The sequence below is a fragment of the Agrococcus jejuensis genome, from assembly GCF_007679035.1.
Taxonomy (GTDB): Bacteria; Actinomycetota; Actinomycetes; order Actinomycetales; family Microbacteriaceae; genus Agrococcus; species Agrococcus jejuensis_A.
In genome coordinates this window covers 17502-32005 of record NZ_VEFR01000006.1, presented here as the reverse complement: position 1 = coordinate 32005, position 14504 = coordinate 17502, and the positions used below count along the sequence as shown (strand labels likewise).

Here is a 14504-nt window from a genome sequence, read left to right as displayed (position 1 = left end):
GACGCGACGATCCGCGTGACTGGGCGGGAGCGGCGGTCGCGTGGTCTCGTGACGCGTGCTCGCCAGGGGCTCGCGCGCTCCTCGACCAGCTGGTGGGGAGCTGCCCCCTCGCGCCTTCGTCGACCGCCCCTGGTTCGGGGTCGTCCTCAGCTGGTCGAGGAGGCCCCGACCGCGAGGAGCCGTCACGAGACCTCGCGACGTGCCCGCCCGACGCGACCATGCGCATCGCTCGGGAGGAGACCGAGTGCGCGGCGGTCCGGAGCATGCCGGCGGCGCAGCCAGCCGCCGCAGTCGCGCCGGGTGGCGTGCGGGACATCGATCGCGCCGGCAGGGTGACCCCGCGGCGCGACCGCATCAGCGGGCCGGCGCCTGCTTGATGCGCGCGGTGAGCTCCGTCACCTGCGTGTAGACCGAGCGCTTCTCCTTCATGAGCTTCTCGATCTTCTTGTTCGCGTACATCACCGTGGTGTGGTCGCGGTTGCCGAACAGCTGACCGATCTTCGGCAGCGACAGGCTCGTCATCTCACGGCACAGGTACATCGCGATCTGCCTCGCGAGCGCCACGGTCTGCGACCGCGACGACCCGTACAGGTCCTCCTCGGTCAGCTGGAAGTAGCCGGCCGTGTGGGTGATGATGTCGCTCGGCCCGATCACGACCTCGCTCGACTGCGCGAACAGGTCCTTCAGCACCGTCTGCGCCAGGTCCATCGTCACCGGCAGGCGGTTGAGGCTCGCGAACGCCGTGACGCGGATGAGGGTGCCCTCGAGCTCGCGGATGTTCGTCGTCACGCGCTCGGCGATCTGCTCGAGGATGTCGTCGGGCGCATCCATGCGCTCGGCCTGCGCCTTCTTGCGCAGGATGGCGATGCGCGTCTCGAGCTCGGGCGCCGTGACGTCGGTGATGAGGCCCCACTCGAACCGCGACACCATGCGCGCCTCGAAGCCCGTGAGGTGCTTCGGCGCCACATCCGACGTGATCACGACCTGCTTGTCGTGGTCGTGGAGCGTGTTGAAGGTGTGGAAGAACGCCTCCTGCGTCGACTCCTTGCCCTGCAGGAACTGGATGTCGTCGATGAGCAGCACGTCGACCTCGCGGTACCTGGCCTGGAACGCCTGGCCCTGGTTGTTCGCGATCGAGTTGATGAAGTCGTTCGTGAACTCCTCGCTCGACACGTACCGCACGCGGATGCCCGGGTACATGTTCTCGGCGTAGTGGCCGATGGCGTGGAGCAGGTGGGTCTTGCCGAGGCCGGACTCGCCGTAGATGAAGAGCGGGTTGTAGGCCTTCGCAGGGGCCTCGGCCACGGCGAGCGCCGCGGCGTGCGCGAAGCGGTTCGAGCCGCCGATGACGAAGTTGTCGAAGACGTACTTCGGATTCAGGCGCGATTCGACACGCTGTCCCGCGACCGGTCGCATGGCGTCCGTCGGCGCCGAGATGACCTCGTGCTGCACGTACGGCGTCGCGGTCTCGGGGGTCTCGTCGAGGGCTGCGCCGAGCTCGAGCTCGGGGTTCACGACGATCTTGAACGAGAGGATGTCCACAGCGTTGTCCACAATCGCCTCGGTCACCGGGATGCGGAGCCGCTGCTCGATCATGTCGCGCGTCAGGTCGTTCGGAACGTCGAGGTAGAGCACCGATCCCATCGATCCCTGAGGCTCGACGAGATCGAGGAACCCCCGGACAGAGGGCGGTATGCGCAGATCTCCTGCGAGGGTCGCCATCACGGCTGCCCAGAGCTGGTGGGCGTCGCCACCATCGCTCATGCGCAGGCTCCGATACGTGGGGTGCGGGGGTCTCTCCACACCGTTCTCCACAGGTGGAGAGAGAGGTGCAGGGTCTCCGCTGGGGCCGTGTCGCAGACGGTTCCGCCGGGAGGATTCACTGAGTCTGCACGCATAGCGCACTCCTTGCAAGTCGCTGCAGAATGGCAGCGGCGTGGCGTGCGACACGGTTCGACCATCGGTTGAACATGGGGCCCGGCATCGCGTATGATCGCCAGGTTGCCTCTCGCGAGGCGCCACGACTTCCGGCCGCATCGGCCGACACCCAGGAGACATTCTCATGAGCAAGCGCACGTTCCAGCCGAACAACCGCCGCCGCGCCAAGAAGCACGGCTTCCGCCTCCGCATGCGTACGCGTGCGGGCCGCGCCATCCTCGCGGCTCGTCGCCGCAAGGGGCGCGTCGAGCTCTCCGCCTGAGTCGCGGTGCTGCCGAAGCCGAACCGCGTCGTGCACGCGGCCGACTTCCGGCGCATCGTCCGCAAGGGGCGCAGGATCTCCTCCCCCATCGCGGTGCTCCACGTCACCGAAGCCGAAGCGGCAGTCAGCCGCTTCGGCTTCGTCGTGTCCAAGAAGGTCGGCAACGCCGTCGTGCGCAACCGCGTGCGGAGGCGCATGTCGGAGCACGTGCGACAGCACCTGCTGCCGATCGATCCGCCGGTCGACGTCGTCGTGCGGGCGCTGCCTGGGGCCGGCATAGCCGACTGCGGTACGCTGACCGCTGCATTCGAACCATTGCTGAGGTCACGATGAGCGCGCTCATGCTGATCCCCCGCAACGTGTGCGTCGCGATCCTCGTCGCGTATCGCACCATCGTCTCCCCGCTCTACGGCGATGTGTGCCGGTACTACCCGAGCTGCTCGTCGTACACGCTGCAGGCCATCCAGCAGCACGGCGCCGTGCGAGGGATCTGGATGGGGGCGCGACGCATCCTGCGCTGTCACCCCTGGGCAGCGGGAGGCGTCGACGACATCCCGGTGCCACGACGAGCGATGGCGCTCACGAGACTCGGCTTCGTCACCGAAAGCCGCCTAGACCGATGAAGAAGAGGAACAGCTGATGCCCGACATCCTCGGCTTGCTGATGTGGCCCATCAAGTGGGTCCTCGAGGCGATCCTGGCCGGCGCCCACTTCGGGCTCGAGGCGCTCGGCATGGACCCGGCCTCGGGCCTCGTGTGGGTGCTGTCGATCGCGTCGCTGACCCTCGTGGTGCGCACGGCGATGATCCCGCTCACCGTGCGGCAGATCCTGTCGTCGCGCAAGGCGCTCGAGGTCGCGCCCGAGATCAAGAAGATCCAGGACAAGTACCGCGGCAAGAAGGATCAGTTCTCTCGCGAGGCGATGCAGCGCGAGACGATGGAGGCCTACCGCAAGGCCGGCACGAACCCCCTCGCGTCCTGCCTGCCGCTGCTCGTGCAGATGCCGATCTTCTTCGGCCTCGTCACCGTGCTGCAGACGGCCAACCGCGGCGACGCGGGCGTGGGCTTCATGGGCGTCTCGCTCGCCGAGCAGTTCCAGCAGGCGTCGCTCTTCGACGCGGTGCCGCTGAACATGACGATGCAGCACGGCTTCGAGCAGGGCAACATCGCCGTGATCGCCACGTCGATCGTGATGACGCTCATCATGGTCGCGACGCAGTTCTACACGCAGCTGCAGATCATGTCGAAGAACCAGACGCCGGCGATGAAGGAATCGCCGATGTACAAGCAGCAGCGCATCATCCTGTACGTCATCCCGGTGTTCCTGCTCATCTCGGCGTGGGCCTTCCCCATCGCCACGATGTTCTACTGGCTCGTGTCGAACATCTACACGCTCATCCAGCAGCTCATCATCATCTCGAAGCTGCCGAACCCGGGCTCGGACGCGGCGCTGGCACGCGAGGCACGCATGGCACGCAAGCGCCAGCGCCAGGGCCTGCCCGCCGAGTCGTCGGAGACCACGACGACGGCCGTCGAGGAGACGCCGGTGATCGTGAACACGCAGCGGCAGCAGCCCAAGCGCAAGAGCACGAAGGCGCAGCGCGACGGAGGACCCAAGTGACCGACGAGCAGCAGACGCAGGACCTCGACGAGGGCGAGATCGCGGCGGACTACCTCGAGGGACTCCTCGACATCGCCGACGTCGACGGTGACATCGAGATCGAGGAGACCGGCACGCGCACGACGCTGAAGGTCGGCGAGTCGGGCGACGAGTCGCTCGCGATGCTCTCCGCACCGGAGGTCGTCGCTGCGCTGCAGGACCTCACGCGCCTCGCGGTGCAGTCGCAGACGGGCGAGTTCTCGCGCGTCGTGCTGGACGTCGCCGGCTCGCAGGACGCGCGCACCGTCGAGCTGCGCGCGCTCGTCGACGATGCCGTCTCGCGCATCGAGGGCGGATCGGATCGGGTGGCGCTGCCCTCGATGTCGTCGTACGAGCGCAAGCTCGTGCACGACCTCGTGGCCGAGGCCGGCTACCACTCGGAGTCCGAGGGCGAGGGCCGCGACCGTCACGCGGTCGTCGTGCCCAAGTGACCTCGAGCCGCTGAGACGACCGGGTGGATGACGCTGCCGTGACGACGTACGAGGCCGAGCCGGCTGTGGCCGCGGCGATGTTCGGCGACCGCATCGAGCTGGCGCGGTCGTACACGGCGTCGCTGGCGGAGCACGGCGAGACGCTCGGCCTCATCGGGCCTCGTGAGCTCGATCAGCTGTGGAGTCGACACATCCTCAACTCTGCGGTGCTCGCTCCCCTGCTGCAGGCCGACGCGCTCGTCGCCGACGTCGGCTCTGGCGCGGGCCTGCCCGGCCTGGTGCTGGCGATCGCGCGTCCCGACGTCTCGATGGCGCTCATCGAGCCGATGGAGCGCCGGTGCGACTGGCTGCGGTCCGAGACCGAGCGCATGGGGTTGACGAACGTCGAGGTGGTGCGAGCCCGCGCCGAGGAGGTGCACGGCACGCGCGCCTTCCACCAGGTGACGGCCCGCGCGGTGTCGGCGCTGCGCACGCTGGTGCCGTGGACGGCGCCGCTGGTCGCCGACGGTGGCGAGCTCGTGCTGCTCAAGGGTGCTCGCGTGCACGACGAGATCGTCGCGGCAGAGAAGGCGTTGCGCAAGCACAAGGTCGGCACCCCCGAGGTGCTCGAGCTCGATGCCGGCGACGGCGACGTGACCCGCGTCTTCCGAGCGGTCGTTCGCGGCTGAGGTCCCGACGCGACGGGGCTGCGTGCAGAGCGTCGTCGAGCACGCTCGGCCCGCACGCCTGGTGTGACGCACGCATATCGTCGTCGTGACGGCGGAGCGACCGCCCTCGATGCGTCGCTGATCGCGCGCAGGCCGTCGCAGTCGCAGCTCGGTCCGGGGCTGTGCGCGGCCCGCCGATGACGCACATGTGCCTGGGACGCACGTGGAGACGTGCGTCAGGAGCGATCGTACGGTCGATCTCGGGGAGGTCGGAGGGCCGTCGAACGGCACGATTCGACTCGTGGACGCCCGTTCCGACGCCGAATCGCGGCTGCGCGGCGTCGGTGTCCAGGTGGGTCGCGCGATCCTTCGAGCCATCGCGATGAGCGCATGCACCTGACCTCGTCGTGACGTCGGCGTCCGCGTCTCTGAGATCGTCGACAGCGACGCATCGCTGGCGACTGCCCTGCTGCATCGTCGCGTGGGCTCGCCGCGGTCTCCTCGTAGAAGGTCGTCGGTCGGAGCCCCGCTCGAGGGTGGGTTCCCACACTCGATGCTCCACGTGAAGCGCGGCGCACGGTACGCGGCGGGATCGACGCCGGTCTCAGCGCCGCCCGCTCGTTCGACGCGCAGCCGCACCGAGGAGCTGGTTGGCCCGGTCGTCATCGCACCTGCGCGACTGTCGGGAAGCGGGGCTACGGCACTCCGGGGTCCGGCCTCGGAAGTCAGCGGAGCCTCAAGCCCGGCCGACGTCATCCCTGACCCAGTCGGCGCCATCCATTACCGTCGTGCTCGCCTCCATGAGGCGGGTCCACCAACGATGTTCCACGTGAAACATCGACGCCGACCCGCGCGCTCGACGCATAGCCCGCGACGGGGCGGGTGAGGGCCGCTGGCCGCTGGAACCGAAGCCCGTGCTTGCGTCTCCATGCATTCGGTGCGCGTCAGCACCGCGACGAACGAGCCGACATTGCACGACCGGGGGCGAGGCGAACGGTCCGTAGGCCGCGAGATCGAACCGACAAGGGGAGCCTGTTGGCGTCGCGAGGATCGTGCCGACGGAGTCATGACCCGCGAGATCGCTGCATCCCAGTTCGCACCCGGAGAGGTTCGACCGGGTCACCAGACCCATGTTCCACGTGAAACATCCGTGCGCGAGGCTGTCGCCCCGGGCCGCGGCGCGGCGCGGGTTCGGCTGACCATGGCGTCTCAGGCGAGTCCGCCTGACTGGGAGGCTCGCCGAGCACGAGCCACTCGTCGTGTGGGACGCTGCTCGTTCATCGAGCGCCCGATGGCGGTCGCTTCGAGTCCTCGCGGCGGCGCGACACCGGTCTCGCGAAGATCGGCTGCGGATGACTCTCGTGACCTGCAGCAGCCGCGGCAGGCGGTGACACTTCTGCGAGGTGGATGATGTTCCACGTGAAACATTGCCGATCGCGACGGTCACGCCCCGACGTCGAGGTCGTTCGCGCCTCTCAAGCACGGCAGTGATGTTTCACGTGGAACATCGACGCGTTCGTCGCTGCCTCCTGCAAGGGAGGATCACGAACGACAGCAGGCCAAGACAGTCGAGGCAGCCAGGGGGCGACGGTTGCTGCCAGCGAGGCGTCGCGACTTACCCTGACGTCGAGCACCCAGTGCGCAGAGCCGGGTCGCGGAGTCATCGCAGATCCGCTCGCGCAGACCGTCGATCGCCGCAGCGCCGCAGCGTCGAGATCACGGCGTCTGGGCTCGCCGCGCTGGGCGTCGGTGGGTGTCACAGGGGGACGATCCTGTGGAGTACTGCCGTGGCTCCCGCTCGGGCGACCTGTGGAAAGCTGTGGACAACTGAGGTGGCGCGACGTGCACGCGCGCCGGCCCCACAGGTCTCAGGTGCGGCGACTGCCCAGTCGTGGCGCGGCAGAAGGGGCTTCGCCCGCGCGCTCCGGGGCCGCTGAGTGCTTCCTGGTGACCGGCGCCAGTTGTCCACAGGTCTCCACAGGACGCCCTGTGCACAGACTCGCCGACGGAGTTGGCGCATCGCTCATCCATGCCGCAAGATGGCAGGGGGACAACGGACGAACGCGTGATGTTTCACGTGAAACACGACCGGGAGAGGACGGGGTTCCAGTGCAGACGACGGGTCGATTCGACACCACACCGATCGCACGGGAGATGGCTGATCTCGCGAAGCGACGGACTGCACTCGCGAACGCGGCGCATCCCCTTCCCACCACGACGCGCGTCATCGCGGTCGTGAACCAGAAGGGCGGCGTCGGCAAGACGACGTCTGCCGTCAACCTCGCCGCCTCGCTCGTGCGCGCGGGCGCGCGGGCGATGGTCATCGACCTCGACCCCCAGGGCAACGCGTCGACCGCGCTCGGCATCCCGCATCACGCGGACATCGTCAGCACCTACGACGTGCTCGTCGACGAGGTCCCGCTCGCGGACGCCGTGCAGCCCAGCCAGGACTCCGACGCGCTGTCGGGAGTCCCCTCCACGATCCACCTCGCCGGCGCCGACCTCGAGCTCGCGCCCCTCGAGCGTCGCGAGTTCCGCCTTCGCGAGGCTCTCGAGCGGTACCTCGCCACGCAGGACGAGCCGGTGCACTACGTGTTCATCGACTGCCCGCCGTCGCTCGGGCTGCTCACCATCAACGCCTTCGCGGCCGCGACCGAGGTGCTGCTCCCCATCCAGTGCGAGTACTACGCGCTCGAGGGCGTGACCCAGCTGCTCGACACCATCCAGCGCATCACGCAGCACCTCAACCCGGCGCTGTCGCTGTCGACGGTGCTGCTCACGATGTACGACGGCCGCACGTTGCTGTCGAAGCAGGTCGTCGACGAGGTGCGTGCGCACTTCGGCGACGTGGCGCTGCAGACGATCATCCCCAGGACCGTCAGGATCTCGGAGGCCCCGGGCTTCGGGCAGACAGTGCTGGCCTACGACCCCAACTCTCCCGGCGCGCTCGCCTACCGCGAGGCGGCTGCGGAGATCGCACAGCGAGGAGCCGCATGAGCAAGCGGACCGGGCTCGGCCGAGGCATCGGCGCCCTCATCCCCACGGCACCGGCAGAGCCCGACAGGGCCGCCACAGCATCGCCGGCCAAGGATCGACCGGTCGACGTGTTCTTCCCCGCCGCGCGAGCCACCGACGGTGCCGAGCTCGCGAGCGTGCCTGGTGCTCGCCTCGCGCAGCTGCCGCTCGACGCGATCGTGCCGAACCACGTGCAGCCGCGCGACGTCTTCGACGAGGACGACCTCACCGAGCTCGAGCACTCCATCCGCGAGTTCGGCGTGCTCCAGCCCATCGTCGTCCGCCCGATGCCCGGTGAGACCGACAAGTTCGAGCTCATCATGGGTGAGCGCCGCTGGCGAGCATCGCGACGCGCGGGCAAGGACTCCGTCCCTGCGCTCATCAAGGACACGCCCGACGACGCGATGCTGCGCGACGCGCTGCTCGAGAACCTGCACCGCGCCGACCTGAACCCGCTCGAGGAGGCGTCGGCATACCAGCAGCTCATGGCCGACTTCTCGATCACGCAGGACGAGCTCTCGAAGCGCATCGGGCGGAGCCGGCCGCAGATCTCGAACACCATCCGCCTCCTCCGTCTGCCCGAGCCCATCCAGACCCGCGTCGCCTCGGGTGTGCTCAGTGCCGGTCACGCCCGCGCGATCCTCTCGGTCGAGGCGGAGGACGCCATGCTGCGCCTCGCAGACCGCATCGTCAATGAGGAATTGTCAGTTCGTGCAGCAGAGCATGCGGCGAGCGTCGCGCAGGTGACGACGACGCGGCGCACGCCGCAGCGCGGTGGCGTGCAGCGCGGCCTCGACGAGGTCGCCGAGCGCCTCACCGACCGACTCGACACGCGCGTGCGCGTGAGCCTCGGGCGCACGAAGGGGCAGATCGTCGTCGACTTCGCGACGGTCGCCGACCTCAACCGCATCCTCTCCGAGCTCGGCGAGCCGCCCTTCGGCGACGCCGTCAGCCTCTCCGAGTAGCCAGCACCACGACGAAGGGCCCCGGCGCGATGCCGGGGCCCTTCGTGCGCCCGAGGGCGCGTGACGATCAGAGGAAGGCTGCGAGGTCCGCCTCGAGGGCGGCCTTCGGCTTGGCGCCGATGAGCTCCTTCTTGACCTCGCCGCCGACGAACACCTTCATCGCGGGGATGGAGGTGATGCCGTAGCGCATCGCGAGGTCGGGGTTCTCGTCGACGTTGACCTTCACGACGTCGAGCTTCTCGGTCTCGCCATCGATCTGCTCGAGGATGGGGCCGACGGCGCGGCACGGGCCGCACCACTCCGCCCAGAAGTCGACGAGGATCGCCTTGTCGGCGTCGAGCACATCGGCCTGGAACGAGTCGGTGGTGACGTTCTTCATGATGGTTTCCTCCTGTCAGGCGGAGACGGCCGCTGCGGGCGTCTCGGCCAGGTAGTGCTGGGCATCGAGCGCCGCGACGGTGCCCGAGCCGGCGGCCGTGATGGCCTGTCGGTAGGTGGGGTCGATGACGTCGCCGGCGGCGAAGACGCCGGGCACGCTCGTCAGGGACGAACGGCCTGCGACGGCGATGGTGCCGTCGGCCGTGATGTCGAGCTTGCCGTGCACGAGGTGCGTGCGCGGGTCGGAGCCGATCGCCACGAACACGCCGTCGACCGGCAGCTCGCGGGTCTCGCCCGTGACGGCGTCGCGCAGACGCACGCCCTCGACGGCCGACTCGCCCAGGATGTCCTCGACGATGGCGTTCGTGACGAACGAGATCTTCGGGTCGGCCTGCGCACGGTCGAGCATGGCGGCGCTCGCGCGGAACGTCTCGGAGCGGTGCACGATCGTCACGGTCGCGGCGAACTTCGTGAGGAAGGTCGCCTCCTCCATCGCCGAGTCGCCGCCGCCGACGACGACGAGGTGCTTCTCCTTGAAGAAGAAGCCGTCGCACGTGGCGCACCACGAGACGCCGTGGCCCGAGAGGCGGTCCTCGCCGGGCAGGCCCAGACGACGGTACGCCGAGCCGGTGGCGAAGATCACGGTGCGGGCCTCGAGGACCTCTGCGCCGACGTGCACGCGCTTCACGGGACCGTCGAGCTCGAGCTCCGTCACGTCCTCCAGCCGAACGTCGGCGCCGAAGCGCTCGGCCTGCTGCTGCATGTTGAACATGAGGTCGGGTCCCATGACGCCCTCGGGGAAGCCGGGGAAGTTGTCGACCTCGGTCGTCGTCATGAGGTCGCCGCCCGCCTCGACGCTCGACGCGAGCACGATGGGTGCCAGGTTCGCGCGAGCGGCGTAGATCGCCGCGGTGTATCCGGCGGGGCCGGATCCGATGATGATGACGTCGTGCACGGGTGCCTTTCGCTCTCGCGCCGCGATGGCGCTCACTGCTCGTCAACCGATGCTAGCCCCGCGCCATTCCCTCCACGGGCAGGGTCTGGAGCACGTCGCCGGTGGTCGCGTCGAGCACCGAGATGCCACCGATCGACAGGTGTTCGGAGCCGACGACCCGAGGGTTCGGCACGCGCGTTCGCGTGCGGCGATCCCACGAGTCGACGACCGTGCGCGTGGCGCCGTCCACGAACAGCACGGCAGGGTGCGCGTAGGCCATGGGGGAGGAGGCGTCGGACGACCACCAGCCCTGGAACGGCAGAGGCCGCTCGGGCGCCCCGAGCGACGGCTGCGCGGGCGCGCGTCGCACGAGCACCGACTGCGCGACGACCGCGCCGATGCCGGCGGCGACGCCCACGATGACGGGCGCGACGAGCCTGGCGAGCGGATGCGGCATGGCGGCTCCTGACGGTCTTCAGTCCTTGGCTGCTCCACCCACGCTACGACCGCGCCCTGTGAAGCGTGCCAGCACCATGTCGAGCGTCGACCGGAAGTCGGGGTTCTTCGTGAGGAAGAGCAGGCCGAAGTACACGACGGCCATCGCGCCGCCCGCGAGCGTGGAGGCGATGAGCGCGGGTGCCGTGGCTGCGGACGCCCAACCCCCGTCACGGAAGCCGCCGAGACCCCAGACGATGAGGACGCCGGGGATGGCCGCGACGACGGCGTACGCGAGGTACTGCACGTGCCGCTTGGCGACGAGGCGGAAGCCGAACGCGCCGATCTTGCGGCGCACGAGCCAGATCCACACGGAGCACGAGACGAGGTTCGCGATCGTGACGGCCAGCGATGCGCCCGCGACGATCCACATGCCCGGCAGCAGCGTGCACGCCCACAGCAGCGCGAACGTCACGAGCATGCCGAACAGCGCGTACAGGAAGGGCGTACGCGTGTCCTCGAGCGCGAAGTACACGCGCTGCAGCACGTACTCGGCGCTGAAGGCCACGAGCCCGATGAGCATCGCCCACAGCACGAAGGACGACTGCAGCATCTCCCCGAACGACTCGTCGAAGTAGCGCCAGAAGGGCACGGCGACGACGGCGAGCACGATGGCGCTGATGGTCGTGAGCATGCCCACGCCGCGCAGGGCGCCGCTGACGTCGGACCGGATCCCGGCGAGGTCGCCGCGCGACGCGTGATGCGACATGCGCGTGAAGTAGGCGATGGCGATGGACACGGCGATGACGGAGTGGGGGAGCGAGAACACGAACCAGGCGTTCTGCATCGTGAACAGGTTCGCGCCGTCGGGATCGGCGAGCGTGACGACGCGCGACTGCACGAGGCCCTTGATCTGGCCGATGATCACGACTCCGAACAGCCATCCGGCGCGCTGACCCGTCGCACGCAGTCCGACGCCGCGCCACCCGAAGTCCAGCTTGAAGGTCATGCCGGTGCGGCGGAAGAGCAGCACGAGCACGAGGGCCTGCACCGCGACGCCGGCGGTCGTGACGCCGCCGAGCAGTGCGACGCGATCGGGCGTCCACGCGGCCGGGTCGATCGTGCGGTTGCCGACCAGCAGCAGCACGAGCACGAGGCCGGCGATCGAGACGACGTTGTTGACGACGGGTGCCCACGTGTAGGGGCCGAACTGCCCTCGCGCGTTGAAGATCTCGCCCAGCAACGTGTACAGGGCGTAGAAGAAGATCTGCGGCAGGCACCAGTACGCGAGCGCGACCGCCAGCCCCATCTGCTCGGCGGTGAATCCGCGCCCGTCGTCGCCGCTCGACGCGTAGAGGTTCACGAGGACGGGCGCCGCGACGGTCGCGATGAGCGCGAGCAGCAGGAAGATCGTGCCGCCGAGCGTGAGCAGCTTGCGCACGAACGCCTGGCCACCGTCGTCGCCGAGGCTCGCCTTGACGATCGCAGGCACGAGCACGGCGGACATGACGCCGCCGGCGACGAGGATGTACACGTTGTTGGGCAGCTGGTTGGCGAGTCCGAACGCTGCAGCAGCCTGCGAGCCCGTGTTGCCGATGACGACGGCGAGCAGACCGGCCTTCACGAATCCCAGCACGCGCGACACCAGCGTGCCGGCGGCGAGGATGGCGCTCGAGCGCTGCACGCTCGCGGCCTTCGGCTGACCGGGGGCCACGGATGCCGCTGCGGCAGGGGCTCCCGCGGGCGCCGCTGCCGCGGCCTCCTGCGGATCGTTCGCGGGCCCCTGAGGCGTGCGGTCGGTCATCCACGTGCTCCTGGGTCGTCCGGGGGTCGCTGCACGCTCGCTCGGCGTGCGGCAGCGGCGTCGCGCGCGTCGGCGACGGCGATCTGCTCGGTGCGGGGGTCGATGTCGCCGCGCGACGTGCCCGCGCGACGATTGCGCACGGAGCGCAGGATGCCGAAGCCGAGCAGCAGCGCTGCGGCGAGGCAGACGATGACGAGCAGGATCGTCTCGAACGCCGGTTGCGCGTTGATGCGCAGCACGGCGGTGTCGAGCGAGACCCCTGCGGGCGTCGAGACGTCGAGGCGCACGACGCCGCTGCCTGCGGCGACGACGTCGACGGGCATCGGCACGCGCACGCGGCCCGCCGCCGGCACGACGATCTCGATGGGCTCGTCGGGCAGCGAGACCGCGTTGGTGCCGGTGCGTGCCGTGAGCTGCACGGTGACGTCGACGTCGAGGGCGTTGTCGAGGGTGACCTGCAGCTCGGTGGGGCTGCCGAGGAGGGCGGTCTCGCCACCCTCGACGATCGTGACGGGCGAGCGCAGCGGGGCGACGAGCTCGGCGAACCTGGCGACGGCGTCGGCATCGTCGGCACGGGAGGTCGCCGCGATCGCGGCGCGGAGCTGGAGGCGCACGGGCGCCACGAGGGCGGCCGGGTCCTCGAGCGTGGTCGCGATGGCCTCGGCGGCGGTCGCGGTGCCGACGAGCGACGCGATGCGGGCTGCGGCGTCGCGCTCCGCCTGGGTCGCCTCCGACGCGACGAGCTCGGCGGTGCGCGCCGGCTCGGCGAGCGCCGAGGCGACGCCCGACTGCTGCAGCCAGTCGACCGATCCGATCGCATCCTGCAGCGCGCGCGCAGCGGCGGGATCGGCGTCGACGGGCAGCGCTGCGACCAGGGTGCGCTGCAGCGACGGGGCCTCGCGGGTGATGGTCGCCAGGAGCGCGAGGGTGCGTGCGATGCCATCGGAGGACGCGACGCCGCCTGCCGTGACGGCGTCGCGCACGAGGCGCTGCAGCTCGGCGTCGGCGGCGAGCACCGAGACGCCGCCGATGACGGCGTGCGCGCCGGGCGTGCGGCTGTCGAGCGTCTCGTCGAGGTCGTCGGTGTCGACGACGACGGTCGAGGCCGCGCCGAGCTCGCCGAGCAGCGTCGCGCCGAACGACGACTGCGTCGCGTCGACGATGGGCGCGATCGACGTGGGCACCTCGGCGAGCGTGTCGGGCAGCAGGGCGCCGTCGGGGCCGGGGATGCCCTCGAGGCCGGGCACGGCGACGCCCGCGCGCGCGATCGCCACGGGGTCGGCGCCGCCGTACGGCAGCGCGAAGGTCTGGGGCAGCGCCGTCGCGGCCTCGAGCCATGCGACGGCCTCGTCGGGGGCGTCCTCGCCGAGCGCTGCGATGCTCGCGGGCACGATGGGGTCGATGCCGAGCGCGGCGCCCGCCCTGCCGACGTCGAGCTGCTGCGCGAGCGTGCCGCCGTCGCTGACGGCGGCCTCGAGCTCGTCGGCGGTCAGGAGCCCCGTGTCGGTCTCGGGCGTCGTCGTCTGCATCGTGAGCGCGATGCCCGTGGGTCCGCCGTCGGGCAGGTCGAGCGTGACGAGCGAGCGGATGCGGTCGTCGATCCCGTCGACGTCGGCGGCGAGCAGCATCGCGCCGCTCGTGGCCGACGACCAGGGCAGCTCCGCCGCGGGCACCGTGACGTCGACGCTCGACGAGCCTGCGGGGATCGTCGCGGTCGCGACGCCCGTGAGCGCGGGGGATCCCTCGCCATCGATCCACTGCGTCAGCGCCGACCGCGTCGCGACGGCGCGCGATCCCACGAGCACGTCGACGCCGAGGTCGGTCTCCGCGTCGGTGCCGACGCTCACGCGCACGACGAGGTCCTGTCCCGCCGACAGCACGGGATCGACGGCGGCGACGGCCGGATCGGGATCGGCTGCAGCGGTCGCCGCGGCTGGCGCGAGGGCAAGGGTGCCGAGCGCGCCGATCGTGGCGATCGTGATCGCCAGTGCGCGCCGCACGCGCCCACCCGCCGCGAGCATGACCGACAGTCTACG

The 14504-nt window shown here is 70.1% G+C and carries 14 protein-coding genes; 8 read left to right on the top strand and 6 right to left on the bottom strand.

Annotated features, from left to right (window positions below; genetic code table 11):
• Window positions 1-354: 354 nt before the first annotated feature.
• Window positions 355-1764 (bottom strand): chromosomal replication initiator protein DnaA, encoded by a 1410-nt coding sequence (dnaA, locus tag FS793_RS14920; RefSeq protein ID WP_144721767.1) that lies wholly within the window; start codon window positions 1762-1764, stop codon window positions 355-357.
• Between the two features lie 298 nt (window positions 1765-2062).
• Here dnaA and rpmH point away from each other — a divergent pair, with 298 nt between their 5' ends.
• The 8 genes from rpmH (at window position 2063) to FS793_RS14880 (ending at window position 8917) form a co-directional block, all read left to right on the top strand.
• A complete protein-coding gene (rpmH, locus tag FS793_RS14915; protein WP_092504007.1) occupies window positions 2063-2200 on the top strand; it encodes a 50S ribosomal protein L34 in 138 nt (45 codons plus the stop codon).
• A 6-nt stretch (window positions 2201-2206) separates the two neighbouring features.
• Window positions 2207-2533 carry a ribonuclease P protein component gene (gene rnpA, locus FS793_RS14910; RefSeq protein ID WP_144721765.1) on the top strand — a complete coding sequence of 109 codons (327 nt, stop codon included), beginning with the start codon at window positions 2207-2209 and terminating at the stop codon, window positions 2531-2533.
• Window positions 2534-2541: 8 nt separating this feature from the next.
• Window positions 2542-2823: a membrane protein insertion efficiency factor YidD gene (gene yidD / locus FS793_RS14905; protein ID WP_313959378.1), complete on the top strand. Its 282-nt coding sequence runs from the start codon at window positions 2542-2544 to the stop codon at window positions 2821-2823.
• Between the two features lie 16 nt (window positions 2824-2839).
• Window positions 2840-3820: a membrane protein insertase YidC gene (gene yidC, locus FS793_RS14900; RefSeq protein WP_144721761.1), complete on the top strand. Its 981-nt coding sequence runs from the start codon at window positions 2840-2842 to the stop codon at window positions 3818-3820.
• A complete protein-coding gene (locus FS793_RS14895) occupies window positions 3817-4290 on the top strand; it encodes a Jag family protein (RefSeq protein WP_144721759.1) in 474 nt (157 codons plus the stop codon). Before yidC ends, FS793_RS14895 begins: the two co-directional genes overlap by 4 nt.
• Before the next feature lie 38 nt (window positions 4291-4328).
• Window positions 4329-4958: a 16S rRNA (guanine(527)-N(7))-methyltransferase RsmG gene (gene rsmG, locus FS793_RS14890; protein ID WP_144721757.1), complete on the top strand. Its 630-nt coding sequence runs from the start codon at window positions 4329-4331 to the stop codon at window positions 4956-4958.
• 2133 nt (window positions 4959-7091) lie between these two features.
• Window positions 7092-7934 carry a ParA family protein gene (locus FS793_RS14885; protein ID WP_144721754.1) on the top strand — a complete coding sequence of 281 codons (843 nt, stop codon included), beginning with the start codon at window positions 7092-7094 and terminating at the stop codon, window positions 7932-7934.
• Complete coding sequence (locus tag FS793_RS14880; protein ID WP_144721752.1) at window positions 7931-8917, top strand: ParB/RepB/Spo0J family partition protein; 987 nt, start codon at window positions 7931-7933, stop codon at window positions 8915-8917. The genes FS793_RS14885 and FS793_RS14880 overlap by 4 nt, the downstream gene beginning before the upstream one ends.
• Window positions 8918-8984: 67 nt before the next feature.
• On the opposite strand, the gene trxA is transcribed toward FS793_RS14880, so the two are convergent.
• From trxA to FS793_RS14855, 5 genes are read right to left on the bottom strand one after another with little or no spacing between them, the layout of a single operon-like run.
• Window positions 8985-9296, bottom strand: a complete 312-nt coding sequence (gene trxA, locus FS793_RS14875; protein WP_144721750.1) for a thioredoxin — start codon at window positions 9294-9296, stop codon at window positions 8985-8987.
• A 15-nt stretch (window positions 9297-9311) separates the two neighbouring features.
• Complete coding sequence (gene trxB / locus FS793_RS14870; protein WP_144721748.1) at window positions 9312-10250, bottom strand: thioredoxin-disulfide reductase; 939 nt, start codon at window positions 10248-10250, stop codon at window positions 9312-9314.
• A 52-nt stretch (window positions 10251-10302) separates the two neighbouring features.
• Window positions 10303-10686, bottom strand: coding sequence for a hypothetical protein (locus FS793_RS14865; protein WP_144721746.1), 384 nt, complete (start codon window positions 10684-10686; stop codon window positions 10303-10305).
• An 18-nt stretch (window positions 10687-10704) separates the two neighbouring features.
• Complete coding sequence (gene murJ / locus FS793_RS14860) at window positions 10705-12468, bottom strand: murein biosynthesis integral membrane protein MurJ (protein WP_144721744.1); 1764 nt, start codon at window positions 12466-12468, stop codon at window positions 10705-10707.
• Window positions 12465-14489 carry a DUF6049 family protein gene (locus tag FS793_RS14855; protein ID WP_144721742.1) on the bottom strand — a complete coding sequence of 675 codons (2025 nt, stop codon included), beginning with the start codon at window positions 14487-14489 and terminating at the stop codon, window positions 12465-12467. Before FS793_RS14855 ends, murJ begins: the two co-directional genes overlap by 4 nt.
• Between the last annotated feature and the right edge of the window lie 15 nt (window positions 14490-14504).